Genomic DNA, 22,583 nt, shown 5'->3' with positions numbered 1-22,583 from the left:
ATCGCCGACGATAGCGACCAAAGGATTGAGAAACAGGTGCTCTAGCCGCTGAGCTACGCCCTTGCGGGCGACGGGATTCGAACCCGCGACCTCCACCGGGTAGGGTGTAGTTCCTCAAGGCATTCGCCGATCGGCGTTCGGACTCGCTGCGACCAACATTTAACGAAACTTGTTACCGCGTCCTGCCGTTAGACGACGACCCCAAATGTACGCCCTTGCGGGCAATGGAGCCGACGGGAATCGAACCCGCATCTCGGGCCTCTAAAGCATGTAGTTCCGTCAGCATTCGCAAAATCGAGGCCTCAGCGCGCGGGCTTACCAGGCCAGCACGTTGTTTCAAAAGCAGGCGACCAATTCGGCGAGAGTTGCCTCCCGTCGCAAGCGACGAGGTGGGGTTCGAACCCACACGGCTGCCATGTACTCCCGACCAGCATTCGCCTGCATGGACTTCCGCGCGACCGACGCCGACAAGAGTTCTGATGAGACGCTACAGGGAAATGTAATCCCATCGAGCATTCGGCGGCGGTCGCGAGGAAGACCGGTCTTCCGTCTGAGTTCCACTGGCCCGCCCCTCTCCCGGAAGCCTCCAGGAGAGGGGGCAGCCATTCACTTCACAGTGCAATCGCCTCGATCACGCCCACCCAGTGGTCGGGGTGCAGCGTGCCGTTGGCGAACTCGGCGATGATATCGAAGACGCGGTCCGAGAAGCCGCCGATGTTGAGGATGTCCTCACGCTCGGTCGCCTGCGTCGATCCGTACGGCTGGATATCGATGCAGACCAGCTTCGCGTTGGGGTTCCGCTTCTTGTAGGCGGCCCACTCGACCATCGTCTTCGTCCGGTCGCCGCCCCAGGAGCCGTAGTTCGGCGAGTCCAGCCACGACTCGTTGTCCGAGACGTAGATGAGCAAGTCGCCCTCGGCCTTGCGGCGGTTGAGCTCTGACAGCGGCGCCGAGCAGTTAGTGCCGCCGCACGGCAGGCTGGCCAGCTTCTGGGCGTTGGTCAGCACAGTGTCGCGCGGGTTGAGCCGGCAGCTTGTGACCACGTTCGACTCGAACGGCAGCACCTCGGCCGAGCCGGGGTTCTGCCGCAGCATCGCCGCCGCGACCAAAGCCGCGACATCGATGCACCGCACGGCGGTCGTCGCACCGGTGCGGTGACCGGTGACCGGGGAATGCATGGAGCCGCTGACATCCGGGAACACCCAGACGCCGTTGGGCGCCTTGGGGACGTTCGCGATCGCGATCTCCATCGCATCCTGGATCGCCTCGCGGACGACCGTCGGCACCTTCGAATCGACCTGCGTGTACGCGACCATCAACTGGTACGGAAAGACCTTGGCCTTGCCGATCAGTTCCGGGTTGCGCAGCCGATCAGCGATCAACTGCGTCACCTGGGCATCGTCGAACACGCCATGCCGGGCGAAGGTGTTCAGGTTCATCCGCGTCATCTGCCACGGGGCATTGCGGGCGATCTGCTTCCAGTCGCCGCTGGTAAGCGGCAGGCTGGTGAGCATCTGGAACGGCACATCGGGGACATCCTTCGACGCGCCGGTCTTGAACGCCTCGTACTGCTTCACGAGCTGCGGCAGGTCGTTGGCGGTCCAGGACGCGCCGGCTTCGGTCATCGTCGCCTCACGGCCGATCAGGTAGCCGAACAGCGCGGCGCGGCCCTTGGACCGCGGGCTGGGATGGACCATCTTGATCACATCCGCCAGCGACGGGTCATTGCCGACCGAAGCGCGGAACAGCTGATCGTCCGACCGCTTCTCGATCCAGTTGAGGATCAGGCGCTTGGGCATCGAGCCGAGGCTCTTACGACCAGTGACGCCCGACCGCACGATCTGGACGAAGTTGCGGAGCATGCGGGCGTCGTCGATCACGCGATCGAAGACCTCCGCGAGCAATCCACCGGCGTTGGGCTTGGCCGCCAAAACGGCGCACAGCAATGCCGGCAGATCCTTCATGTAGCCTCGCTGCCGCGCGTAAATCGCGGTGCGGGCAATGAACTCGGGCTCGAGGTTCTTGCAGAGCTCCAACACGGTCGCGAGCTGCTGCTCGGCGGTCGCGTAGAAGGTCGAGTTCAGGCATCCGGTCGCCGCGTACTGGGCGAGCATGTGCTTCGCCGGGAAGCGGTAGGCGATGCCGCCGGCCTCGTTGACCGTGTCGACCGCCGGAATGAGCGAACCCGCGTTGGACTTGAAGAGCGTCTTGCTTGCCATCTGAAACCTCCGTTCGAAATCGTTCGTACGGGAGGCCCAGAGCATTAGGCGTGCCACACATTGGTAACAGCGGCACAGATTCTCGCAACACTATCAATGAATTGACTTTGCGCATCAGTAAGCAACTTCGGTCGCCGGCCCGACTTCTGGACGATTGCGCCATTTAGTATCCTGCAGGATCGTATATTATCCAACCGCTCGCATCCTTCTGGATCGAGTCGCAGGGGTAACGGTACGCCGTTACCCGTGTCGAACGTCTGACGGCGATCGCCACGGGCAAGCGGGTACGCTTGCCCATGGCACCCCGAAATGGTGCGGTGACACATGCCGAAACCCAACAAGCGTCAGGTCGCGATCGGCCTTCTCGGCCCGATGCTCGATTCGGGCAAGGGCACCACGCGGTGGGAACGCTGGCGACCGACCGTGTCGCTCTTTCAGCATGAAGACCTGGCGATCGATCGGTTCGAGCTGCTCTTTGAGCCGAAGTTCACCGCGCTCAAGACCATCGTCAGCGACGACATTCGCTCGGTGTCGCCGCAGACCGAGGTTCGGGAACACCAACTGCACTTCGCTGACGCGTGGGACTTTCAGGACGTCTTCGGCGGGCTGCACGACTTCTGCCGGTCTTACGCGTTCAACCCCGACGAGGAGGACTACCTCGTTCACATCACCACCGGCACGCACGTGGCGCAGATCTGCCTTTTCCTGCTGACCGAATCGCGGTACTTCCCGGGGAAGCTGATCCAGACCGCACCGCCGACCAAGTGGGGCAGCGGGCCGGGGTCGTATGGCGTGGTCGATCTCGACCTGTCGAAGTACGACCGTTTGGCGTCGCGCTTCGATCGCGAAACGCGAGAGAGCACTTCGCTGCTCAAGAGTGGCATCGAGACGCGCAGCGACACCTTCAACCGGCTGATCGAACGGATCGAACGCGTCGCCGTCGCGAGCAAGGCACCCATTCTGCTGAACGGGCCGACGGGCGCGGGCAAGTCGCACCTGGCACGGCAGATCTACGAACTGAAGAAGTCGCGACGGCAGATCGCCGGTCCGTTTGTGGAGGTGAACTGCGCCACGCTCCGCGGCGACGGGGCGATGTCGGCGCTGTTCGGCCATGTGAAGGGATCGTTCACCGGAGCGGCGAGCGACCGACCGGGCCTGCTTCGCGCGGCCGACGGCGGATTGCTCTTCCTCGACGAGATCGGCGAACTCGGCACTGACGAGCAGGCGATGCTTCTGCGGGCGATCGAAGAGAAACGCTTCCTGCCGGTCGGTTCAGACAAGGAAGCCCGCAGCGATTTCCAGCTGATCGCCGGCACCAACTGTGACCTGCCGGCGGCCGTTGCCGGCGGGCGGTTTCGCGAAGACCTGCTGGCCCGCATCAACCTCTGGACGTTCGCGCTCCCACCGCTGCGCGAACGGCGGGAAGACATCGAACCCAACCTCACCTACGAACTGGAACGCTTCGCCCAGCGCGAGGGCGTGAAAGTTGCGTTCAACCGAGAGGCGCGCGAGCGGTTCCTGGCGTTCGCGATCGGCGGCGATGCGACCTGGATCGGCAACTTCCGCGACCTCAACGCCGCCGTCACACGGATGGCCACACTGGCGGCCGGCGGGCGGATCACGGTCGAGACCGTCGCCGAAGAAGTGGATCGGCTCCGCCGGCAGTGGGCATCGACTTCTCTGCGCGACGCTGGCCGGGCGAGCGACGATGAATGTCTTGGCAGCGTGCTGACCAACGATGCAATGGAAAAGATCGATCGCTTTGATCGCGTGCAGCTCGCCGAGGTGATCCGCGTGTGCCGCCAATCGCGAACACTGTCGGACGCCGGGCGAACACTCTTCGCCGCGTCGCGGGCGCAGAAGGCCAAGCCCAACGACGCCGACCGGCTGAGGAAGTACCTGGCGCGGTTCGGGCTGGATTGGGAGAAGGCTTGCGAAGGTTGATGCATTCCGGCGTTCGAGTTCACCACGGAGGCACGGAGACACGGAGGGCAATGCGACGCTCGATGTCGTCGGCGTACCTCAGTCTCAAAAAGGCAAGAGAGAAGAGTATGGTGTCGAACGTCGAGTGACCCTCCGTGTCTCCGTGCTCCGTGGTGAACTCGAACGTCGCATCGTCCGACTTCAACGTTCACGCTCTCCCCACGCCAGCAAAGCCACGTTATCCTCCCGGACATGACCGACCCCCGAATCATCAAGCTGGCCGACCTGCTCGTGAACTACTCCTGCGCTGTGAAGAAGGGCGAAGCCCTGCTTCTGGAGGCGATCGATGTGCCGCACGCCTTCACCAAGGCGGTCATCGCCGCGGTCGCCAAGGCCGGCGGCAAGCCGCTGGTGACGCTCAAGAGCAACGAAATCAACCGCGCCCTGATGATGGCCGGCGACGGCGGGCAATGGGATCTGATTTCCGAGGTCGAAAAGAAACAGATGCAGTCGGTGCAGTGCTACATCGGCGCCCGCGGCAACGCCAACATCTCCGAGCTGTCCGATGTCCCCGGCGACCAGCAGAAGAAGTACGAATCCACCGTCTGGACGAAGGTCCACCACCAGATCCGCATCAAGAAGACCCGCTGGTGCGTCCTCCGCTGGCCCAGCCCCAGCATGGCCCAGATGGCCGAGATGAGCACCGAAGCGTTCGAAGACTTCTTCTTCGACGTCTGCACGATGGACTACCGCAAGATGGCCAAGGCGATGCAGCCGCTGGCGAAGCTCATGACCAAGACCGACAAGGTCCGCCTGAAGGGCCCCGGCGATACCGATCTGACCTTCAGCATGAAGGGCATCGCCGGCATTCCGTGCGACGGCCGGGTGAACATTCCCGACGGCGAAGTCTTCAGCGCGCCGGTGAAGAACAGCGTCAATGGCGTCATCCAGTTCAACGCGCCGACGATCTACCGCGGCACCACCCACAACGACATCCGCCTGACGTTCAAGGACGGCAAGGTGGTCGAGGCGACCAGCAGCGCGACCGAGAAGCTCAATGAGGTGCTCGATACCGACGCTGGCAGCCGGTACGTCGGCGAGTTCGCGATCGGGTTCAACCCGTACGTGACCAAGCCGATGAAGGACATCCTGTTCGACGAGAAGATCGCCGGCAGCATCCACTTCACGCCCGGCGCGTGTTACGACGAGGCGAGCAACGGCAACAAGAGCAAGATTCACTGGGACATGGTGATGCGCCAGGACCCGGCCGTCGGCGGCGGCGAGATCTGGTTCGACGGGAAGCTGATCCGCAAGGACGGGAAGTTCGTGATGAAGGAGTTGCTGGGGCTGAATCCCGAGAACTTGAAGTGAACTTGATGGCGGATGGCGGATGAACGATGGCGTATAGTCCGAGAGACATCAACGTGGCTACTGCGATCATCTTCTGTGGGCTTCAAGGATCGGGAAAGTCTACCTTTTATGCGCGTCAATTCGCGAATACGCATATCCGGTTGAATCTGGACATGCTCCGAACACGAAACCGTGAGGATATCCTGTTGCACGGGTGCCTTGCGGCACAGCAGGCCTTCGTGGTCGACAATACCAACCCCTCACCCTCTCAGCGGATGAGGTATGTCGCATTGGCGAGAGCCGCAGGATTTGAGTCCTTGGAGTGCTACTGGTTCGATACCGGAATCGAGGAATGTATTGCCCGCAATGCGACCCGGCCCGATGACGCACGCGTGCCGGAGATCGCGATCCGTGGGACGGCCGCGAAGCTCATGATCCCTTCGAAAGCCGAAGGATTCGATCGTGTCTGGCGTGTGACCTGGACTGCAGCGGGAATCGAGCAGTTGTCCGAATTGACGTAGGCTCCTGCCCGACGTCTGCCATTGGAGTAGTCATGAAGTTTGACGAACTCGACGCAAAGATGCGCGTCTTCGAAACCTCTCACGACTACTTTGTCGTGCCGGGCATCTATATCGTGGTCCGTCTGGATGGCCGGAGCTTCACCCGGTTGACGAAGGATGTACACAAGTTCGAAGCCCCCTTCGATGTGCGTTTCCGCGACATGATGCTCGCCACCGTCGAACACCTTATGTCCTGCGGCCCCCGTGTGATCTACGGCTATACGCAGAGCGACGAAATTTCTCTTCTGTTGCACCGCGAGGACGGCTCGTTCAATCGCAAGACACGCAAGCTCAACTCCGTCCTCGCTGGCGAAGCCAGTGCCAGGTTCTCGCTACTGTTGGGCGACATCGGATGCTTCGACTCCAGGGTTTGCGAACTGCCCACAGAGAACCTGGTTGTGGACTACTTCCGCTGGCGAAATGAAGACGCGCACCGTAACGCGCTCAATGCTCACTGTTATTGGTTCCTTCGGCGACAGGGGCAAACGGATACGCGTGCGACGGAGATGCTCTCCGGATTGACGGTCGCCGAGAAGAACGAACTGTTGTTTCAACAGGGCAAGATCAATTTCAACGACCTTCCCGTGTGGCAAAAGCGTGGTTCGGGCGTCTGGTGGCAAGACGTCGTTAAGGTAGGCGTTGATCCGCGTACCGGCACAGCAGTCGAAACGACCCGCCGTCGCCTTCATCGGGAACTGGACCTGCCGATGCGCGACGCGTACGACGATGTCATTCGAAAGATGATCGTTGAAGCCAACGCTTAGACCGTCGCGATGGCCTCCCTACCCCTTCGCCCACTTCCGCATCACCCGAATCAGCTCGTCCGGGTCGAACGGCTTGTTCAAAAATGCCTGTACGCCCAACTCCAAAGCCGTTCGGCGGGTGGAATCGACGGTGAGGGCGGTGAGGACGACGATGGGAAGGTGCATTGTCGCCGGGTTGGTCCGCAGCCGCCGGGCGATCTCCATGCCGTCGATGTCGGGGAGCATCACGTCCAGGATCACCAGACTGTAGGTTCCGGTGGCGACCAGCGTCAGGGCGGCTTCGCCGGTCAGCGCGCAGTCGGGCTGAAAGCCGGCGATCTGGGCGTACGCCGCCAGCAACTGGTTGATCTCGGGATCGTCTTCGACGATCAAAACGCGCATCGGGAACTCCGCCATCCCGCAAAGGGACGGTTGCCTGTTATAATCCGTTCCACTGAGGCATCAATCGCCGGCGGCCCTGAAAGCGTCTGGCGTGCGACAATCGGGAAACGAACGGACACCGGCACGATGGATCGTACCGGTCTGAGCGCGACGACGATGAGGTCGACGCAGCCCCGGTAGATCGACAGGAGCGGCAACCATGAATTGGCAGCGGCCCAGCCCCAGAATCGTCTGGCGGGCGATCGACATCTTCCTGGAGGTTGCATACACACCCATTCCTCAGGCAACGGCTGCGGCTCGCAAGAAGTCGGAGCCGACCGGACCGGAACCCGTTCCCTCGGCAGTCCGAGCCCGACTGGAAACCCTCAAGAGTACCCCGCAGGACGCCTTTTACGATAGCCCGGTCTTCGAACGCCAGGAAGCACCGCGGGCCAGCGGCGACCCTTCGCCGCGCGAAACGATGCCGATCCGCTACGCCTTGCGGCTCGGCAACCTCAGCTATCCACACATGAAGCTGATCATCGACCGATCGCCTGACGGCAAAGGGTATCTGTTGCGGGCCGATACGCACGACGCCCACATTCAACCAAAAGCCGGCTCGCGCGAGCAGGCGGCGTTCGCCGAGCTCATGAGCCAGAACCGCGCCGTCGCCGATGCCATCGAAGGCAAATGGGCCGAAGCCGGCATGCCGACCTTCAAGCAGTTCCTGCGCGAAGACCTGGAACGGCGCAAGGCGGCAGGGGGCGGGGGTTAAGAGAGGTGTTTGGGTATTGAGATGGCCGAGTAACGCAGTCGCCTGCTCTTGCACTTTGTCGCTTCGCCTTCACGAAGTCATGGCGACCGAGCGGCCCGTCCACGCAACGAACCCCATACCTCTTCCTACTCCTCCGCGGCTTCCAGCAGGGCATCGTCGTACGCACTTTCCAGCTTGGCGATGTGCTTGCGAAGCTTGTTGTCCTTCTCCACCAGTTCGCTGACGCGCGACGTCCAGTCGTCGCTTGCCAACCGCATCGCCGCCAGGTCCACCTTCAGGTCGAGAATTTTCGCGAGCCGGCGAGTCACCGCCTCGATACTCAGCGGATTGGCCCCTTCGAGATAGCCCGGAATCTCCGCGGCAATGCTGGCCATGCGGATGCCAACCTGGGGCGCACGGCTCAACAAGAATGACACGAACGACGAAGGTCCTTCGTAATCGCTGAACTTCAGCCCGTAGCGTGCGTACTCGGGCTTCAGGTCTTCGTGGGATACCGAGCAGAACAGCCGCGGCTCGCGCGTGTGGGGCACCGCACCGCCGAACGAGCCGACGAAGACAATCCTCTGCACCCCCGTCATGCGGGCCAGGTCGAGAATGCGGTCGCCGAAATCACGCCAGTTGAGGTTCGGCTCTTTCCCGGTGAACAGGACAAGCTTCCGGGATTGATCGCAATGGAAGGTGTTCTCCGGCAGCTCAAGGCTTTTGACCAAACCCTCTTCGTACCGCACTTTCGGCCGAAAGACGGATGCCAGCTCCATCGTGCCGGGGAAGTTGTAGATGTAGTAGCCCTCGGGATCGATCTCGGCGACCTTCCGGGTGTCGAGGGTGCTCAGCAGGTGATTGACGGTTCCGGTCGAGACCTCGCCGCCATCCATCCAGCCCGAGAAGGCCAGAAGCATGGCACCGTTTTCCAGAAGCGGGGGATCGAACGTGATCAGGGAATCATGGGGCATCTCACAGTGAGTTTAGGGGGTGTGAGCGCGGAAATCAGGAGGGAGCGGTCGATTGGGGGCGACCATGGCTATGGGCGGCCATTGTGGCGCGGGCTTTCGGCCTGCATTTCCGCAGTTGAAACGCCGTTTGTTCCATCTCCGTAGCCAACAGGAAACGGTGGTCCGTCTGCGTTTCGGCCAGAAATCGGCCGGCTGCCGCGTGCGATCGTAGCAGCGAATGCAGGGCGTCACGGATCGCCGGCTTCAGACGCCACGCGTTCGCGGCGACCCACTGATCGCGGAGATCCGGCGACTGCTCGATTGCCTCGCAGAAGAGCTCCTTCAGACGGGTGAATTCAGATTGGGAAAGTAGTGGAATCGTACGACGCCTCACGAATACATCCCCCGTATAGCCTGCCTCGGAACACCTGACGCCTGAAATGGATCGACCGCCATGCCGCGCGTTTGGCCGGCGCACCCAGGGAGGCCCCCCTAGCCTCCCTGGGGCGATAATCGGCCACTCGCGTCCCGCCGGCGCGCATCGGCAGCCGCCGCTCGGCAACGTAGCGCAAGGTCAACTCTGTTGTGGAAAGAGGGTGGGCGCTCTGGTCGCGTCAAACGCAAACCTACGGCTGATCCGGCGAACCCAGCTCACGGTAGAGCCAGGCCCGCGCGAACTGCCATTCGCGATTGACTTGGCGGGGCGAAATGCCCAGCGATTCGGCCGTCTCTTCCACGGACAATCCGGCATAAAAACGCAGCCGCACAATCGCGGCTGCATCTGCTGCCTGACTCTCTAAGCGAGAAAGAGCGTCGTCGAACGCCAGGATTTCTTCAGGATCGGGCGCGGCGGCCAGATCAAGGACGGTGGTGAAGCTCAGGCGATGCACCCCGCCGCCCCGTTTATCGGTGGCATGGGCGCGGGCGTGTTCGATGAGGATCCGCCGCATGGCCTCGGCGGCGGCGCGATAGAAGTGCCCCACGTTACTGAACTTGGGGCCAGTATTTTGGGATCCGTTGCTTTGCGGGCCGACGATTCGCAGGAACGCTTCGTGAACCAGCGCCGTCGCCTGCAGGGTGTGACCGATCCGCTCGCCCGCCATCCGCTGACGCGCGAGCTTGCGCAACTGGTCGTAAACCAGCGGCAGAAGCTCGCTCCCGTATTGGGCGGAAGTCCTGCCCTCGACTTGCGGTTCTGATTCCCCGTCGTGTTCACCCATGGCGTTGGCCGTCAAACGAACTGAGCCGCTGGCTTTGACCACAACTCTAACCCACGGCGCGACATATCGCCATGTGTTATTCACGACGGCCATTGTCGTGGTGTGACTGCTTTCCCGGGTGGCAATTGTGGTGCAGGCTTCCAGCCTGCATTTCCGCCCCACGACCGACGTTCTCGCCTACCACCCCGAAAAACCGCCACGCCCCGCTGTAGTGGTAGATCACCGTCAACGGGTAGGATAGCCACGCAGTCATTTCATCCAGACACAACAGGAGGCATGCGGTGCGAGATCCTTTCACACGCCATCCATCGGCTTTCCCGGACGCTTCGGCGATCCAAGATGCCATGTCCCGCCGCTCGATGCTCATCGGCGCAGGTTTGATGGCGGCTTCATCCGTTCTGCCCACGGCGGCCCGCGGTGCCGACCCCGCCGCCACACCCGTCGCCGCGCCTGCCGCCGATCAGGCCGCCGCGAACAAGCCTTCAAAGCTGAAGAAGTCCATCAACCTCTGGGCGTTCCCCTACCCGCAAAAGTGGACGCTGCGCCAGTGCCTGCAACTGGCCAAAGACGCCGGCTTCGACGGCATCGAACTCAACTACGACCTCGAGAGCGACGTCTCCATCAAGGCCGGCGAAAGGGAACTCACCGACATCCGCAAGACGGCCGCCGACATCGGAATCGCCATCAGCGGGCTCTGCTCGTTCCTGTACTGGCCGTACCCGCTCAGCAGCAACGACCCCGCCAAGCGCAAGCGAGGCCTGGAACTGGGCGGCAAAATGATCGAGGCCGCCGGCCTGCTCGGCACCGAAAACGTGCTGGTCGTGCCCGGCGCCGTCTGCATTCCCTGGCGCGACGACCACGAGCCCGTTCCCAACGACATCTGCGAGCAGCGCGCCCGCGAAGCCGTCATCCAGATGATCGGCCTGGCCGACAAACACAAGGTCTACCTCAACCTCGAGAACATCTTCTTCAACGGCTTCCTCATGACGCCCATGGAGATGGCGAGCTTCGTCGACTCGTTCCGCTCCGATCGCGTGCGGGTGCATTTCGATACGGGGAACATCATGGAGTACCAGTACCCCGAGCACTGGATCAGGATCCTCGGTAAGCGGATCAAGAACGTCCACCTGAAGGAATACACCAAGAAGGGCACCGACCACTCGCTGGAAGCGTTCCGCCCGCTGCTCGACGGCACCACCAACTGGCCCGCCGTCCTGCAGGCGTTCGAAGCGATCGGCTACGACGGCTACCTGACGTTCGAATACTTCCACCCTTGGATGCACTGGCCGGAGGCGTTCATCCACCAGACCAGCGATTCGCTCGACCGCATGCTCGGCCGCAAGACGTGGAAGCCCGCGTAGGACTTATAGGCACGCGTAGCACCGGTTAACCGCGACGCGAAGCGGAGCGCGGTCGCCGGCGCCGCAGAACATCGCCGAAACGAAGGAGACGGGTGTAGTTCAAGTTGTCGGCAACTTCCGGGTGCCATGGGCTGGCGTACTCGCCTGCCCGTGGTCGTGTTGCCGCAGTCACGCGTCACCACGGGCAGCGGAGTACCGCAGCCCATGGCACCCGAAACACACCCGAGTGCCGAAGGTCAGCGCATCACCCAACGAGACTCGCTCCCATGATCAATCGCACGCCCATGATCAGACCCACACCCATCATCCCTACTCGCTACTGCATTGCCGCGCTGCTGCTTCTGCTCGCTTGCGCCGGACGCCTCTGCGCCGAGGCCCCGGCCACCTCGTCCGCCGTCCTTCAGCCCTACGTCGACAAGCACCAGCTCGCCGGCGCGGTGGCGATGGTGATCGACAAGGACAAGGTGCTGTCGGTCGAAGCCGTGGGCCACGCCGACATCGCCGCCGGCCGGCCGATGAAGCCCGACGCGATGTTCTGGATCGCGTCGCAGTCCAAGCCGATGACATCCGTCGCCGTCATGATGCTGGTGGACGAAGGGAAGATCGCGCTGAACGACCCGGTGGAGAAGTACCTGCCGGAGTTCAAGGGACAGATGGTGGTCGCCGAGCGCGACAAGGACCACCTGCTGCTGCGCAAGCCCGCGCACCCGATCACCGTGCGCGAGGTGCTCAGCCACATGAGCGGGTTGCCGTTCAAATCCGCCGCCGAAGAGCCGACGCTCGACGCACTTCCCCTGGCGGCGGCCGTCCGCACCTATGCGATGACGCCGCTCGAGACCGAGCCGGGCACGGCGTACAAGTATTCCAACGCCGGCATCAACACCGCCGCCCGCATTCTCGAAGTCGTCTCCGGCACGAAGTACGAGGACTTCATGCAGCAACGGCTGTTCACGCCGCTGGGCATGAAAGACACCACCTTCTGGCCGAACGAAGAGCAGGCCGCCCGCATCGCCACGTCGTACCGGCCGGACGCGGCCAGGACGAACCTGTCGCCGTTCCCCATCAGCCAGTTAATCTACCCGCTGACCGACCGCACCCGCCGATTCCCCATGCCGGCCGGCGGCCTGTTTTCGACCGCCGCCGACACCGCGGCGTTCTGCCGCATGCTGCTGAACCGCGGTCAGCTCGACGGCAAGCGGTACCTCAGCGAAGCCGCGATCGACGAGATCTCCAAGCGTCAGACGCCGACCACCGTCAAGGAAAGCTACGGCCTGGGCTTCGCCGTCGGCCCCGACACGTTCGGGCACGGCGGGGCCCACGCCACCAACATGGAAATCCGCCCCGCCAGGGGAATCGCCATCATCTGGATGGTCCAGCACGGCGGATTCCCCGGCGAAGGGAAGAACGTGCAGGGTGCGTTTAAGAACTGGGCGATCGAGAAATTTGGGAGGGAGTAACGCGAGGAACGGCGGGGCAAGGACAGTGCGCGGACAAGAATGAAAAAGAGTGATGTCCCCTTATCGTTGGATGGTCCAGCACGGCGGATTCCCCGGCGAAGGGAAGAACGTGCAGGGTGCGTTTAAGAACTGGGCGATCGAGAAATTTGGGAGGGAGTAACGCGAGGAACGGCGGGGCAAGGACAGTGCGCGGACAAGAATGAAAAAGAGTGATGTCCCCTTATCTTTCCCCCTTCGAATTTCAGTTTTCTAATAAACCTTGGTCGCGGAGCAATCTTATGGGGATCGGTCACCGGCTTTGTCGATGGCTTTGTTGAAGGTCGTGTTGCGGGTGACGTTGCGGGCGATGTCGTAGGTCGTGTCGCTGGTTTGGCATCATTTGCCGTTTCGGCATTTTTCGCCGTCGTCTGTAACCCCTCTGGGTCAGTCATATTGACTGGATTGCTTTCAACAAATGCGAAGAGGTTGCATCCATCAATGTATTCTCCAGAGTCTCTCTGCCCCCAACGTCCCAATGTGGACACATAGTCTCTATTCCTGAAATAGTAGAGCCCAGTGCCGTTGTCGACGCGTCCACTCTGGAACCTGACGGTCCAGTTGTAGGCGTCGGTGGTCGTGCTCCAGTTGGCAGCGCGGACGGAGTCGATGCCGTAGGGTTCGTAGACGAAGCGTTGCAGGACCGAGCCGGCGGTGCTGATGAGGGCGGTGAGGTTAAAGTTGGCGTCCTGGCATGCGTAGATGCGGGCCGGCGTTGCATCGTCCCGGCAGACCAGTTCGTCGATGTAACGGATGCCCCAGACGTGTTGCGTGTCGGCGGTGGTGTTGCTTCCGACCCGCTCCTCGATGTTCTGCCAGTTAGTGGTGTAGTAGGCGTGGCGGGTCTCGGTCAGCGTCCCGCCGGTGTAGCTCTTATTCACGATCCGGCGGTTTCGGGCTTCGTAATCGTACTTCGCCACCGCGTTCGCTCCGTCGTTCACGTCCTTCAGCCGGTTCCAGGCGTCGTAGGTCGCGGTGAAGCTGCTCGTCGGCGTCGGCTGCGGGAACGTCGTCGTGTTCCCCGCGGCGTCGTACGCCGGGTCGATCCAGCTCGGCCCCGTCGTCTCGGTGATGCCGGTGATCTGGTTGACCGTGTTGCTCGCTCTCGCCTGGTTCAGGTCCGTCGTGCCGCTGGCTTTGGTGACGTAACCACGCCAGTTGCCTGTCGGATCCAGCGTCCAGTCCTGCTCCTTCACCGGCGTGCCGGTGATCCCGCTGGGCGGCGAACCTGTCAACGTGCCTCGGTCCATCGTGGCCAATCGGTTGAGCTGGTCGTAAGTGTAATACTCGTCCAGCGTCGATCCCACCGTATTCTGCTTCCAGGTGCGATTGCTGTCCCGGTCGTAGCCGTACTTGTAGCGGTCGATGTCCGCCGGCGTCGTGCCGACCGCGTTCTGCCAGCGCTGGTCAATGATCCGGTTGAACCGGTCCAGTCCGGCGAAAGTGCCGCTGACGCCGCCCCAAAGGTCCAGGCGGGCGTCGGGCTGCGGATAGTCGATACGGATGATCATGACAGTCCCAGGTACGTGTAACTCGCCAGCACGGTCGAACCGTCTTTGAGCGATTTCACCCGGCTGAGCCGGTCGTCGGGGCTGCCGGATGTTCCGTTGTCGGGGCAGCTGCCTGTGCCCGGTGATCGGAATCGACTATATGCTGCCGGACGTGATGCCTGACCCGCAATGTACACTGCGCCCATCGCAGATCGGTGAGCATGTCCGCCAAGAAGACATCGAGGCTTCGAATTCGAGGCCCATCCGCGTCCACGGGCATCCTCCTCGGAATCGCGGGGAACTCATCTTCAGTTAACGCAATCGTGTCCTATGAGCAATTATAGCATCACTCGCCATCGTGCGGCAAAAAAGGTGCTGAAGCACCTGTTGTATTTTTGCGGACTACGGTTTGACCTGATACTTGTACCCTACGGTGACGGCCCGAAGAACTTTAGATCATCGGCAGATGGTACGCCGTCTTCTCCATAGGAAACAATTGAAATCCTTCCATCGTTATGCGACGTTCTATAGGAATAGCATCCGCTCCATGGATCTCGAGGCAATTCGTCCAAATACGGCCCACGCCAGCGTGAAGAAATTGCGGCCGGGGCAGCAACCAGCGACGATAGCCCTTCGTCTTCGTTTGGATATCGCCCAACGTCAACTCGAAATCGCTCGATGGCATTAGCACACCGGCGTAAGAAAAGGTTCGCCACGGCGTGCTTCTTCTCTTCAGTATTTGAAGAGTTGAAATAGCGGGGAACGAACAATATGCATAACGCCAGGAGAAATAAGACAGATATTAGCATCCATGACAAACAGCTCAGCGGCTTCGTTCTTCGCTTTTCGTTCGAATATGCTAGGGGAACGCCCATTGCTGTCTCCGCTATTTCGGGATCTCTCTCGTGTCCGAACGATCTTCGCCCCCTATATAGATATCTGACAACTTCAATCCGCCTTTCGCGTCCACAGAGAATCCCCATCGAATCTCCGCGTAAATTACTCCCATATCGCGCCCCTTGACACACTTAGCATGTGTAATTGCAGAAAATCTCATACCTCTGAAATAGTATTCTAGCAAGCTAATCGCTGCAATGTTTGGTTCATCATACACTTGTGCAAAGTCAGATCCCGTGAGCGGATTCCGCGACTTCCCGCCATGCTGACTATAGTCGTCGTCACCCCAGTCCCATTGCCAGTCGCCTCCTCCCCAACGAATCTTTTGTATGAATACCACCTTCTCGCAGGGCTTACAGGTTTCGTCTTTATTGGACCAATCTCCGCCTTTGGGTGGCTTCCATCGCGCCATAAATATCATCCCGCGCCTATGCAGTCCGACATCAGGATTCTTTACTACTTCGTCGGCGTTGTCGATTATGATTTCGCCCGTTTGATCTTGTCCGTCATGGACCGTCAGCTTACCCATTGCATACTCTCGCCCCCATTTTTGAGACGCAACAAGCTCCGTCCAACTCTCTGTGCCAAAGGGATCGGTGAACGCGGTCGGATTCGACGTGTAGGCCAGGTAAAGGGTTGTTCCATCTGCGTATCCTGCGGGATCGCGTTGCCCCCAGCATCCGAGCGTCGGCAAGTAGTCTCTATTTCTGACCCTCGTCCGCTCTCCCGCCTGCGTATCGCGTCATGCCACGCGCTCCATCACCGCCAGGGATTCTAACATGGTCCCATCAATGGGGACAGGAAAACGGGACAGGTCGATGTCCCATTCATCCTCCCGAAACATCTATGGCAGCCTTCTCTTGCCTCGATTCACGACGTCCGTGCGCGTCGGCGGGTACGCCGACCCAGGAGCAATCCTAGAACACCCAGCGCCGACAGGCTGGCCGGTTCAGGGACAGTTGCCCAGGTCGGCGGGCGAACGTAGCTGGGCACCGCAATGGAGCCGGATTGCGTGTTCTCGCGATAGCCGACATAGAACGTACCGTCGAGATTGGCGTCGGTCGTAAAAGTGAACGTCTGGTCGTTGAAGACGGCCGATCCACTGCCATCGGGGTTTACCGTAATCCCCAGGTCGTACCACCCCGACGGCAAGCCGCTCACGTCGACTGTCGCAAGCACGGTCCATGTGAACGGAAACTCGGTCGAGGTCGTCGCCGAGTTGCTGTTGCCGCCGTTCTTGGCGTCGACGAGGATCAGTTTCTCGGAAATCGCTCCCCCGGCGACGGCAGGCCCGACCTTCTCGTAGAGCCAGAGGACGCCGGTGGCGCCATTGGCGGAAAGACCCGTCCCAACGCCGACCTGCCCCGAGACGTCTGTCAGGTTCGTCAGTGCATCGGCCGACCCCATGACGCCGTACTGTGTGATCTCCGACCCGCGAAACGGCGTGCCTGTCGTGTTGGTACTGACGGGCAACGGCGTCGTGTCGAAGAAGGCGCTGATCTTGAAGCCCCCCTGACCCTTCATCGTCTGAGAAAGAGCGACCCCGTTGCCGCCGCCCGTGCTATCCCACGCGACGATCGCCTTGGTGCCCGTCGGAGGGGCGGCGATTACGTTGGGGTTGAAGGCGCTGATGGTTCCCGGCGTAATCGCCTTGGGCGCCGAGAACGAATAGGCGAACCCTGTGACTTCGGCGTCGTTGGCAATCGAATCGACGTTGGGGGCATTGTAGAAAGTCGTGATACCGGCAGTCGTGTTGGACGCTCCCGGCGTCGCCGTTCGCAAGCCGAAGTCACGCCCGTTGCTGCTCCTGGTCACGCCGTCGACAAACCGGCTGAGGGAGGACGTCGCCAGGCCCGCCGTCGCGAGGTCGTTGGTTTGGTGATTGCCATAGATCCCGCCCCCGACGGCGGTAATGACGTCGGCCGGCAACGTGCCGAAACCGATCGTAGCCGTGGCAGTCCCTTTGTTGGCCTCAAACAGCACGGCGTCGACGAGCACGCCGTTGTTCCGCAACTCGAGCGTCTCAGCGTCGTTTTCGAACGACGAGATCGTTGTCCCACTGCTCTGTGAAAACGCCAGATTCAGATTCGGGATGGTACTGGCGCCGACGACGAAAAAGCCCTTGGCGGGAATCAAATGCGTTCCAGAGCCGATCGCCCCGGGGATGGTAAAGGTCGTATTTGTCCCAACGACGTCCTGTCCACCGATTTTCCAGCCGCTGATGTCGAGCGCCGACGTCCCCCGGTTAAACAGCTCGACGAACTCCCGATCGTCGGTACCGCCGTCATCGTAGACGAACTCGTTGATGACGACTTGTGCGGATGCCGACGAAGCGGATCCGACCGCGATGATTCCAACACCCAACAACAGTGACGATCGACATATTCGATGCATTGAGCCCATCTCCCGATGGGCGCGGTTGAAGCGCGCGATCTTGGCAGGCTGTGGAGATCACGTCAACGACTAACTCTTGCGAATGGGGCTGAAATTGCAGTTTCTCGGCGGCCGTTCGGACTGGAGCTGCTGCGTCATGCCACGCACCGCGCGTTCCATCGCCGCCGGGGGTTCTTCCATGTTTACAGTTGTGGCAACCGACGCCAGATCCTCTTCCACCGGGACACAGGTTGCGTGTTGAGGATGAACGGTCGCTGGCGTGTGACGCACCTTTCACGGCTTGGAAAGCACAACTGTCCGGCATTTCGACGCCGTGACATTCGCAAGATTTCGCTCTTGCGCTTTCTGATGCCGCGTGGCATAGTTCGCGCCCGTGGCGGTCCGTCGTCCATCCCCGCAGCAGCAACCGACGCCGTCGGACCGACGTCTGGCCGTGCGCCGCTCCGGGAATCTCCTCGACGAACATCTCCATCGTCTGGCGGCGCTGCCGGCTCACGGCAACACCATCCTCGGCCGCGACCAGTTGGTCAAAGGCCTGCTCCTGTCGTTCTTCGATCCCATGGCCCGATCGCTGCGACGCATCGAAGACTGCGGCGACTTCCAGGGCGATCTGCGACTCGACAAGCTGGCACGCTCGACCACCGCCGACGCTCTTGCAGCGTTCGACCCTCAGCTGCTCGTGCCGCTGATCGACGACCTGCAGCAACGTGTCCCGAATCTCGGCGACGCCGACGGCCTCGAAGGGATCACCCGGCAGATCATCGCCGCCGACGGCACTTACATGACCACGCTGTGCGATGTGGCCTGGGCGATGCGCCAAAAGAACCGCGACGGCGGCGTGCAGGGACAGGTCCGCGCCAACGTCCAGCTCGACGCCGGCAACTGGATTCCCCGCGTGCTGACCGTCAGCGGCGACGACGGGCATTCGGAGGCCGCGGCCTTCGCCGCCGACCTCCTGCCCGGCGTGCTGTACGTCGTGGACCGCAACTTCGTCGAGTTCGGCTTCCTCGGCGCCGTCCTGGACAAGGGCAGCGACTTTGTCGTTCGTATCAAATCCAACCAACCGGCGATGACGGTGGTCCAGACCCTGCCGCCGTCGGCGGCGGACGTCGAGGCGGGCGTGATCGCCGAGGAAGTGGTGAGACTTCCCGGCCGCGACGCGCCGGCGGGCCTGTTCCGCTGCATCACCATCGAGAGCACCGACCGATCGGGCGAATCCCAGGCACTGCGGCTGCTGACCAATCTTCCCGCGGCGACGGTCGGGGCTCACGTCGTCGGCGCCGTTTACCGGCTGCGCTGGCAGATCGAGCTGTTTTTCAAGTGGCTCAAGACCTGGGCGGGAATGGACCACCTGCTGAGCACCAGCCGCAATGGGATCACCACGCAGCTGTACATCGCGGTGATCGCCGTGCTGATGATGTACGTGCAGAGCGGCTACCGCGTCAGCGTCTACGCCCTGGCGGCGCTGGGCCGCGTGGCCCGGGGCCAGATGTCGATCCAGGAGGCGATGGCGGTGATCGCCAAACGCGAGCGAGAGCGTTCGCTGGAACGAGCGCGTCAGGCCCGGCTGCGGGCACGCAAGAAGCTGGCCTGAAGCCACGACGTTCCCGCACACCCTGATCTGAGGGTGACGCCGCCGCATGCGCGCCATCAGCCGCGATCGCAAGCAAAGCCGAGCGACTCTGGTGAAATGAGGATGTGCCAGGTCATGGCTCACGCTGGAATTGGTAAATTGCCGGACAGTTGTGCTTTCCAAGCCGTGTCACGGATAGCGGTAGCATGAGGCGGTTTCGGATTCGTGTGGCCATGTCGCGTGGGCATGGTCACTTTTCCGCGCGGTGTAGAACGAACGGTGTGTGCTGCGGAGATGCAGGCTGAAAGCCTGCACCACCATCGCCGGCCGAAGCAACGGCCACCCACGGTCACGCCCTCTCACGGCCTGCGTGGCCGCTGCTTTCTGCTTGCAATTCTACCTTCAATACCTAATATATACCGTACATTTTAGCGGCTGCTGGCCGGACCGTTTTGCGGGGTCGGCGGGTATCCGCTGGCATTGGCTGGCGTTGCCTGACAGGACTCGGGGCCTGGTTGACGCGGGTGTGATCCGTCGTCCGCCGGGGTGTCGCGCCGGGTGCATGGGTGGCGTCCTGTCTTGTCGTTTCGTGTCTCGGCGTTTCGTTGGGTGTCTCGTCGCTTTGCTTCGTGTCTGGTCGGCGGGTCGGTTGGCCCGCCGGGGTCGTTGGTTGGGACGCACGCGCACTCGGACGATCCGGAGGGATCGGGACCGAGGGGTTTCGCTTTCGCCAGCGACATGCAGGACCGCCAAGGCGGACAAGGAGAAAGCCGATGAACCGCAGATTTCGCAGATTGCGCAGATGAGGAGAAGGCAATCTGCGACAGCTGCGGTTGGCTCTTCATCCGCTCGGGGAAAGACGTGATGAACGCCGAGCCGCCGAGTGGCCAAGGAAGCCATCCGAGGCGAGGCGACGCTTGGCAGCTTGGCGTCTTGGCGTTCAGTCCTCGCTGGGTTCGTTCGGCGGATCTCTATGAACGCCGTGGTCTGCTCCAGAGAAGGCAATGAACCGCAGATTTCACAGATGACGCAGATGAGGAGGAGGCAATCTGCGACATCTGCGGAATCCGCGGTTGGCTCTTCGTCCGGTTGGTAAAAAGCGTGATGAACGCCAAGACGCCGCCTGGCCAAGGAGGCCATCCGAGGCGAGGCAATGCTTGGCGGCTCGGCGTCTTGGCGTTCAATCCTGGCCGGGTTCGTTTGGCGGGGTGTGTGGGCTGCTGAGGATGTACGTCCATCGGTGTGTGACGCAACTCGCACGGCTTGGAAAGCCGTGTCACGGACGGCGGTCGCGAGACGTGGGCTTGGGTTCGTTCGGCGATGTCGCGCTGGGTTCGTTTGGCGAGGTGTTGGGAACACGGGCGGGACGCCGTGCCATGGGGTCTCGGGTTCGTTTGGCGGAGTTGTGCTGGGGTCGTTTACTGGCCGGTCGGGTCGGCAAGTCGGGCGGTGGTGGGTTGGGTGGCGGGTTGAATGGGCGTTGTGGAGCGGAGCCAGAGCAATCTTCCGCTGGGCAGTCGGCGGGAGGCGTAGCCGTTGTCGCGTGCCAGTTGGATGATGTCGGCCTCGAGTGTTTTGGAGAAGCCCGTGAGGATCGCCGCCGGCGGGTCGGTCTGGACGGACCGTTTAAGGTCGTCGAGGTCGGACAGCTTCAGGGCGGACCGCTGGGCGTCCGTGAGGTAGGGGTTGACGCGGTAGGCGTACGGCCCGGTGGCGAGCGTTACATCAATGTGGAGCCCGCCTTCCAACGGGATCGCCGGGCCGAGCGTCAGGACTCGACCGGGGCTGGTGGGATTAGGACGGACGCCGCTGTGCGGGGCGGCGTTGTGAGTGGTGGCGCCGGCAATGGTGACGTTGCCATTGGCGGCGTTGCGAAGGACGGCGTTGCGAATGGCGACGCCCTCGGCGTGGAACTTCATCGGTTCCCAGCTGTTGGGCATCGCCAGCCGGTAGATGCTGACGTAGTGGTAGCAGCCGATCGCGACCGAGACGGCGGCGACGATGAGGATCCAGTTCTCGGCCCGGGTCTGGTCGCGTGCCGCCTTCCAGCCGAACACGAGCAGCAGGAGGAACAAGGGCATCGGCGCGTAGAGGTATTGTCGGAAGATGGGGCTCGGGAAGCAGCCGGCGAGCCAGAGTCCGGCCGCCAGCAAGATGAGCGTTCGCTCGTCCCACGAGGCGACGAACCGGCCGAGAGCGAACCGGCCGAGTGTGCCGAGTCGCACGTTGCCGGTTTGTTCGGCGGGCAGCGCGCCATCGGCGGACGCGCGGACCCGCGGAAGGAGTGTTCGGAACACGGCGATCAGCAGCAGCGTATTGCCCGGCCGCTGCAGCAGATCGAGCAGCAGGAAGCCTATTTTGCCGGGGATGGTGATGCGGCCGGCGCCGTCGTCGGCGTGGTAGGCGGTGTTGAGCTTGGGAAACAGCAGGTTGCCCCAGATGGCATTGGCCGGTGACTGGGCGACGATCCAGATCGTCGGCAGGCAGGCCAGCAGGCAGCCAGAAAGAAACGCCGACAGCAGGACCGCTCGGCGGCGGATTTGCATGCCCGGCGCGACAAGGAGCATCAGCGCGAGAATTGCGGCCGCCGGGCCGAACGTCAGCCGGGATGTAAACGCCAGTGACACCAGTACGCCGGCGAGCGCCGTCCAGCCGGCGTTTCCGGCGTTGTCGGCGCGGGGCGACATCGGGTTGCCCGGCCGCACGCCGCGACAGGCGGCGAGGAACGCCAGCAGCGTCAGCAGGGTCGGCAGGTCATGGTTCCAGGCCAGTCCGGTGGCGAGGGTGAAGAGCGGATTGGTCAGCGCGATCGCGGCGACCGCGGCGCTGAGCAGCCAACGGCGACGGTGGTGGAGGGACTCGAAAGCGGTAAACGCCGCCAGGAACAAGGTCGCCACGACACCCGCGGCGCAGAGGCAGGAAAACGCACGGGAAGCCAGTAGCAGATGATCGGTCAGCTTGTAGAGCAAGCCGTGGATCAGCAGTTGGGTGGGAAGGTGGTTGTAATGGAAGTCCTGGTAAGGCGTCAGCCCGTAGCGCGACCAGAGGGTTGCGGCAGCGACATACGGGTGTTCGTCGGAGTTGACGTCCTTGGCCATGCTCTTGGCGAACACCAGCGGGAGCGCGATCGCGAACGCCAGAAGCGTGGCTTTGGTGGCCGATCGAGGCAGGCGCGAGGCAAGCGTGTGCAGAGCCGGGAGCGGTGCGGCGCCAGGGTCGCCGGGTACGGCAGGTTGTACCGCGGAGTCGGGAAGGCTCGTCACGACACGCTC

17 protein-coding genes are annotated in these 22,583 nt (G+C 62.3%); 8 read left to right on the top strand and 9 right to left on the bottom strand.

The annotated features are described in order from the left end of the window. Positions 1–611: 611 nt before the first annotated feature. On the bottom strand, positions 612–2,219 hold the full coding sequence (locus IPV69_RS14850) for a vWA domain-containing protein (protein ID WP_206290472.1): 1,608 nt from the start codon (positions 2,217–2,219) through the stop codon (positions 612–614). 324 nt (positions 2,220–2,543) lie between these two features. Between IPV69_RS14850 and rtcR the strand changes: the two genes are divergently transcribed. The 4 genes from rtcR (at position 2,544) to IPV69_RS14830 (ending at position 6,816) form a co-directional block, all read left to right on the top strand. Then, positions 2,544–4,163, top strand: a complete 1,620-nt coding sequence (gene rtcR / locus IPV69_RS14845) for an RNA repair transcriptional activator RtcR (protein ID WP_206290471.1) — start codon at positions 2,544–2,546, stop codon at positions 4,161–4,163. A 231-nt stretch (positions 4,164–4,394) separates the two neighbouring features. Continuing rightward, on the top strand, positions 4,395–5,513 hold the full coding sequence (locus tag IPV69_RS14840; RefSeq protein WP_206290470.1) for an aminopeptidase: 1,119 nt from the start codon (positions 4,395–4,397) through the stop codon (positions 5,511–5,513). 53 nt (positions 5,514–5,566) lie between these two features. Beyond that, positions 5,567–6,013: an ATP-binding protein gene (locus IPV69_RS14835; protein WP_206290469.1), complete on the top strand. Its 447-nt coding sequence runs from the start codon at positions 5,567–5,569 to the stop codon at positions 6,011–6,013. 32 nt (positions 6,014–6,045) lie between these two features. Further along, positions 6,046–6,816, top strand: coding sequence for a tRNA(His) guanylyltransferase Thg1 family protein (locus tag IPV69_RS14830; protein ID WP_206290468.1), 771 nt, complete (start codon positions 6,046–6,048; stop codon positions 6,814–6,816). Between the two features lie 18 nt (positions 6,817–6,834). Here the strand turns inward: IPV69_RS14830 and IPV69_RS14825 are convergent, their stop codons facing one another. Then, complete coding sequence (locus IPV69_RS14825) at positions 6,835–7,197, bottom strand: response regulator transcription factor (protein WP_206290467.1); 363 nt, start codon at positions 7,195–7,197, stop codon at positions 6,835–6,837. Positions 7,198–7,396: 199 nt separating this feature from the next. Here IPV69_RS14825 and IPV69_RS14820 point away from each other — a divergent pair, with 199 nt between their 5' ends. Continuing rightward, on the top strand, positions 7,397–7,951 hold the full coding sequence (locus IPV69_RS14820) for a hypothetical protein (RefSeq protein ID WP_206290466.1): 555 nt from the start codon (positions 7,397–7,399) through the stop codon (positions 7,949–7,951). Positions 7,952–8,076: 125 nt separating this feature from the next. On the opposite strand, the gene IPV69_RS14815 is transcribed toward IPV69_RS14820, so the two are convergent. Continuing rightward, positions 8,077–8,904 carry a proteasome assembly chaperone family protein gene (locus IPV69_RS14815; RefSeq protein ID WP_206290465.1) on the bottom strand — a complete coding sequence of 276 codons (828 nt, stop codon included), beginning with the start codon at positions 8,902–8,904 and terminating at the stop codon, positions 8,077–8,079. A 605-nt stretch (positions 8,905–9,509) separates the two neighbouring features. Then, complete coding sequence (locus IPV69_RS14810; RefSeq protein WP_206290464.1) at positions 9,510–10,103, bottom strand: ECF-type sigma factor; 594 nt, start codon at positions 10,101–10,103, stop codon at positions 9,510–9,512. A 344-nt stretch (positions 10,104–10,447) separates the two neighbouring features. Here IPV69_RS14810 and IPV69_RS14805 point away from each other — a divergent pair, with 344 nt between their 5' ends. Both IPV69_RS14805 and IPV69_RS14800 read left to right on the top strand, forming a co-directional pair. Then, positions 10,448–11,464 carry a sugar phosphate isomerase/epimerase family protein gene (locus IPV69_RS14805; protein WP_206290463.1) on the top strand — a complete coding sequence of 339 codons (1,017 nt, stop codon included), beginning with the start codon at positions 10,448–10,450 and terminating at the stop codon, positions 11,462–11,464. 266 nt (positions 11,465–11,730) lie between these two features. After that, entirely contained in the window at positions 11,731–12,921 is a 1,191-nt protein-coding gene (locus IPV69_RS14800) for a serine hydrolase domain-containing protein (protein WP_206290462.1), read from the top strand. 122 nt (positions 12,922–13,043) lie between these two features. Here the strand turns inward: IPV69_RS14800 and IPV69_RS14795 are convergent, their stop codons facing one another. From IPV69_RS14795 to IPV69_RS14780, 4 genes are all read right to left on the bottom strand, one after another. Further along, positions 13,044–14,468 carry an RHS repeat-associated core domain-containing protein gene (locus tag IPV69_RS14795; RefSeq protein WP_206290461.1) on the bottom strand — a complete coding sequence of 475 codons (1,425 nt, stop codon included), beginning with the start codon at positions 14,466–14,468 and terminating at the stop codon, positions 13,044–13,046. A 407-nt stretch (positions 14,469–14,875) separates the two neighbouring features. Then, positions 14,876–15,256 (bottom strand): type II secretion system protein GspG, encoded by a 381-nt coding sequence (locus IPV69_RS27955; RefSeq protein ID WP_390884413.1) that lies wholly within the window; start codon positions 15,254–15,256, stop codon positions 14,876–14,878. 77 nt (positions 15,257–15,333) lie between these two features. After that, entirely contained in the window at positions 15,334–15,873 is a 540-nt protein-coding gene (locus IPV69_RS14785) for a hypothetical protein (protein ID WP_206290459.1), read from the bottom strand. A gap of 341 nt (positions 15,874–16,214) precedes the next feature. Continuing rightward, entirely contained in the window at positions 16,215–17,738 is a 1,524-nt protein-coding gene (locus tag IPV69_RS14780; protein WP_206290458.1) for a lamin tail domain-containing protein, read from the bottom strand. A 433-nt stretch (positions 17,739–18,171) separates the two neighbouring features. Between IPV69_RS14780 and IPV69_RS14775 the strand changes: the two genes are divergently transcribed. Beyond that, on the top strand, positions 18,172–19,332 hold the full coding sequence (locus tag IPV69_RS14775; protein ID WP_206290457.1) for an IS4 family transposase: 1,161 nt from the start codon (positions 18,172–18,174) through the stop codon (positions 19,330–19,332). Between the two features lie 1,397 nt (positions 19,333–20,729). Here IPV69_RS14775 and IPV69_RS14770 read toward each other — a convergent pair. Further along, positions 20,730–22,574, bottom strand: coding sequence for a hypothetical protein (locus IPV69_RS14770; RefSeq protein ID WP_206290456.1), 1,845 nt, complete (start codon positions 22,572–22,574; stop codon positions 20,730–20,732). Positions 22,575–22,583 lie beyond the last annotated feature (9 nt).

The sequence above is a fragment of the Humisphaera borealis genome (assembly GCF_015169395.1).
In the GTDB taxonomy this organism is placed as follows: domain Bacteria; phylum Planctomycetota; class Phycisphaerae; order Tepidisphaerales; family Tepidisphaeraceae; genus Humisphaera; species Humisphaera borealis.
This window is presented reverse-complemented; position numbering and strand designations above follow the sequence as displayed.

Coding starts and splice junctions, on each gene's coding strand:
- IPV69_RS14840 (WP_206290470.1), top strand. CDS start 4,395: ATGACCGACCCCCGAATCATCAAGCTGGCCGACCTGCTCGTGAACTAC.
- IPV69_RS14830 (WP_206290468.1), top strand. CDS start 6,046: ATGAAGTTTGACGAACTCGACGCAAAGATGCGCGTCTTCGAAACCTCT.
- IPV69_RS14800 (WP_206290462.1), top strand. CDS start 11,731: ATGATCAATCGCACGCCCATGATCAGACCCACACCCATCATCCCTACT.
- IPV69_RS14850 (WP_206290472.1), bottom strand. CDS start 2,219: ATGGCAAGCAAGACGCTCTTCAAGTCCAACGCGGGTTCGCTCATTCCG.
- IPV69_RS27955 (WP_390884413.1), bottom strand. CDS start 15,256: ATGCTAATATCTGTCTTATTTCTCCTGGCGTTATGCATATTGTTCGTT.
- IPV69_RS14820 (WP_206290466.1), top strand. CDS start 7,397: ATGAATTGGCAGCGGCCCAGCCCCAGAATCGTCTGGCGGGCGATCGAC.
- IPV69_RS14815 (WP_206290465.1), bottom strand. CDS start 8,904: ATGCCCCATGATTCCCTGATCACGTTCGATCCCCCGCTTCTGGAAAAC.
- IPV69_RS14810 (WP_206290464.1), bottom strand. CDS start 10,103: ATGGGTGAACACGACGGGGAATCAGAACCGCAAGTCGAGGGCAGGACT.
- IPV69_RS14805 (WP_206290463.1), top strand. CDS start 10,448: ATGTCCCGCCGCTCGATGCTCATCGGCGCAGGTTTGATGGCGGCTTCA.
- IPV69_RS14795 (WP_206290461.1), bottom strand. CDS start 14,468: ATGATCATCCGTATCGACTATCCGCAGCCCGACGCCCGCCTGGACCTT.
- rtcR (WP_206290471.1), top strand. CDS start 2,544: ATGCCGAAACCCAACAAGCGTCAGGTCGCGATCGGCCTTCTCGGCCCG.
- IPV69_RS14825 (WP_206290467.1), bottom strand. CDS start 7,197: ATGCGCGTTTTGATCGTCGAAGACGATCCCGAGATCAACCAGTTGCTG.
- IPV69_RS14785 (WP_206290459.1), bottom strand. CDS start 15,873: ATGGGTAAGCTGACGGTCCATGACGGACAAGATCAAACGGGCGAAATC.
- IPV69_RS14780 (WP_206290458.1), bottom strand. CDS start 17,738: ATGCATCGAATATGTCGATCGTCACTGTTGTTGGGTGTTGGAATCATC.